This is a genomic window from Paraburkholderia sp. SIMBA_030 (assembly GCF_046535245.1).
Lineage (GTDB): Bacteria > Pseudomonadota > Gammaproteobacteria > Burkholderiales > Burkholderiaceae > Paraburkholderia.
In genome coordinates, this window is the sequence record NZ_JAWRXB010001537.1 from 1 (window position 1) to 239 (window position 239).

Here is a 239-nt window from a genome sequence, read left to right on the forward strand (position 1 = left end):
GCATCGCCGTCCCGACGGCCGTGCGTCGTGCGCTTCGCGGAACGCAACGTCCCGGCGGCTGCACCGCCCTTCCGCTCGCCTCCCGACTCGTTGTCACGAAAGAGATTCATGGATTCAGACCTCATGCGTATCGGCCAGCGCATCCGGCGGCTGCGCCGGGAAGCGAAGAAGACGCTGCTGGAAGTCGCGACCGAGGCGAACCTGTCGATCGGATTCCTGTCGCAGGTCGAGCGCAATCT

At 65.7% G+C, this 239-nt stretch carries 1 protein-coding gene; it reads left to right on the forward strand.

All coding sequences use genetic code 11. The features are described from left to right. Positions 1 to 27: 27 nt before the first annotated feature. Positions 28 to 239, forward strand: a 212-nt coding sequence (locus SB772_RS45165) for a helix-turn-helix domain-containing protein (RefSeq protein ID WP_410839170.1), incomplete at its 3' end; no start/stop codon positions are given.